Origin of the sequence: uncultured Rikenella sp. (assembly GCF_910577125.1) — a bacterium.
Taxonomy (GTDB): Bacteria; Bacteroidota; Bacteroidia; order Bacteroidales; family Rikenellaceae; genus Rikenella.
The window spans coordinates 1-2,819 of record NZ_CAJTMN010000168.1 but is presented as its reverse complement, the minus strand read 5'-3'; the positions used below and the strand labels follow the sequence as shown (position 1 = coordinate 2,819).

The 2,819-nt window shown below is 60.1% G+C and carries 2 protein-coding genes; one reads left to right on the top strand and one right to left on the bottom strand.

What is annotated here, in order from left to right; all coding sequences use genetic code 11:
• Positions 1-401 precede the first annotated feature (401 nt).
• On the bottom strand, positions 402-548 hold the full coding sequence (locus QZ292_RS10200) for a hypothetical protein (RefSeq protein ID WP_294601210.1): 147 nt from the start codon (positions 546-548) through the stop codon (positions 402-404).
• Positions 549-648: 100 nt separating this feature from the next.
• Here QZ292_RS10200 and gdhA point away from each other — a divergent pair, with 100 nt between their 5' ends.
• A complete protein-coding gene (gene gdhA, locus QZ292_RS10195; RefSeq protein ID WP_294601208.1) occupies positions 649-2,004 on the top strand; it encodes an NADP-specific glutamate dehydrogenase in 1,356 nt (451 codons plus the stop codon).
• Positions 2,005-2,819 lie beyond the last annotated feature (815 nt).

Sequence of the window (2,819 nt, the reverse complement as noted above, 5' to 3'; positions counted from 1 at the left end):
CCGACAGCCGCCCAATGTTAATTCGAAAACATTGAGTTCTGTCCGCGCGCCATGGAAAATCTTATTCAAAAGTGCGGTGCGCTTTTGAATGATTTTCCTCTTAAGGCGTGGCGCGCGGAGCTGGCTTTGTCGCGCGCCTATGTTGATTCAAACATTCAGCTTGCGCCGAAATAGTTGAATCGCCTTTCAAGGCGACGGCGCGCGGTTTTAGTACTTTTTGAGTCGCCCGCAGGAATTTCATCTCGGTTTTGCTCACCGCAAAACGAGTGAAATTCCTCTTTAAGCGGGGCGGGCGACTGTCGAGCTTCGAGCCGGATGGAACTGCCCTGCGCGGGCGGCGTCCGGGTGACCCCGGCGGGACAGAGCGATACTACGTATCGCTAAGGCCGCCTCGCCCTCGTTTATTCCGAGAGGCAACGCAACTGAAGACCGTGACCGATACGCCCGGCGAGACAAGGGTCGAGGATCTTCGCATGGAAATCTAAACGCATGCCACCGCTACTACTGGCTGTCGAAGACCAACTGGCACCGAAGTTCCCGATTTGCACCGGATTACCATGAGTACTCTCGCGGTAGCCCGGGGCGGACCTGTCATCTCGCACCGCCCCCTCGTCCTACAGATTGAAAACCAACATAACCCCATCATTCATGGAAAAACAAATCCAACAGTACGTTAGCGACTTCATGGCTCGCATCGAAGCACGCAATCCCGGAGAACCCGAATTCCATCAGGCCGTGCGCGAAGTCGTCGAAAGCCTCGCACCCTATATCCTCGAAAATCCGGTGCTCCAGAAGATGAAAATCCTCGAACGCATCGCCGAACCCGAACGCATCATCATCTTCCGCGTGCCGTGGGTCAACGACCGCGGCGAGATCGAAATCAACCGCGGATACCGCGTCCAGATGAACAGCGCCATCGGACCCTACAAAGGCGGGCTGCGGTTCCATGCCTCCGTGAACCTCAGCATCCTGAAGTTCCTCGCCTTCGAACAGACCTTCAAAAACGCCTTGACCACCTTGCCCATGGGCGGCGGGAAAGGCGGCTCCGACTTCAACCCCAAGGGGAAATCAGACGCCGAGGTGATGCGCTTCTGCCAGTCGTTCGCCACCGAACTCCAGCGCCATATCGGTGCCGACACCGATGTGCCGGCGGGCGATATCGGCGTGGGAGCCAGAGAGATCGGCTTCCTCTTCGGACAATACAAACGGCTCCGGAACGAGTTCACCGGCACCTTCACCGGCAAGGGCCTGGATTGGGGCGGGAGCCCGCTGCGGCCGGAAGCCACGGGTTACGGTGTCAGCTACTTCGCCCAGGAGATGCTCGCTACGCGCGGGGACTCTCCGGCGGGGAAAGTCGTGGCCATCTCCGGCTCGGGGAACGTCGCGCAGTACGCCATCCAAAAGATGACCCAGCTCGGAGCCAAAGTCGTAACCGCTTCGGACTCATCGGGATACATCTATGATCCGGACGGTATCGACGAAGAAAAGCTGGAGTACATCCTCGAACTCAAGAACATCTACCGCGGCCGGATCAGCGAATATGCCGATAAGTATCCGAGCGCGACCTACTATCCGGGCGAGCGGCCGTGGGGGGTGAAGTGCGACATCGCCATGCCGTGCGCCACTCAGAACGAGCTCAACGGCGAGGACGCGGCCAAACTGATCGCCAATGGCTGTATCTGCGTGGCCGAGGGGGCGAACATGCCGTCGACGCCGGAGGCCGTGCACGCTTTCCAGCAGCACAAACTCCTCTACTCGCCGGGTAAGGCTTCCAATGCGGGCGGTGTGGCGACCTCGGGGCTGGAGATGACCCAGAACTCCGAACGGCTCCAGTGGTCGGCCGAAGAGGTGGACGAGAAGCTCCACGCCATTATGCGGAACATCCATGCGGCCTGCCTGCGCTACGGGACGGAGCCGGACGGATACGTCAATTACGTCAAGGGAGCCAATATCGTAGGCTTCCGGAAGGTGGCGAACGCTATGCTGGCCCAGGGGATTGTATAGTCTGATGGCCGGTTGACAGGAGTGACGAATGGATCCGCCGTTTCGACCTCAAGTCGGAACGGCGGATCGTTTTGAGAGGGGGTAAACAAAAGTGATATTGCTGCTGTCTCGATTGAGTGTTGGCGCGTGAGGCGCGCGGACAGAGAACGGGGCGAAGATTTGGACTGAGCAGAGAAGTGGAAATGCGAAGCATTTCCCGTCCACGGGACGTGGGGCCCGCGCGGCCCGAGCGCAGTACCCTCAAACCACCGCGCGCCACGCCTTAGAAGGCGATTCAACTGTTTCGGCGCTGAGCCGAAACAGAATGAATCGCCCAGGCGCGCGAGAAAAATGCGAACAAAGTTTGCCCCGCGCGCGACTGCTGGAGTAGGAAATCATCCAAACACGTCATGTGTTTGGATAAGATTTCCGCCAGCGCGCGAAACGCGGCGGAGCGACAGCGGAGCCGCAGTGAGGCGGACACGGGGCGGTGCTTTGTACCGAGACTGTTCTTCGGGCGCGAAAACCGTTTGCGGTTTTCGCGCCGCGCTGGGTCGAGCCGGGGACGGAGAAGCGGGCCGAACAGTTGGCCGTGCTTTGTTCTTAGCTTTTGCGATTCATAGAATCGCCGGCCCTGTCGCCCAAGCCGCGTGGCGGCTGCGGGGGAATGGGCGACAGGCCGAATGGGGCGGAGCATTGGGTTGTGGGTTGGGTGAGGTTGTGGCGGGTCGGAGTCAGCGTGGCCTAAAACGAGCTCCGCCGAGTTGCGGGCCTACGCCTGGGGTGGCTCCGGCCCGCGGGTGGTCAGACTCGGGGGCGAGCCTACCGTCGAGGTG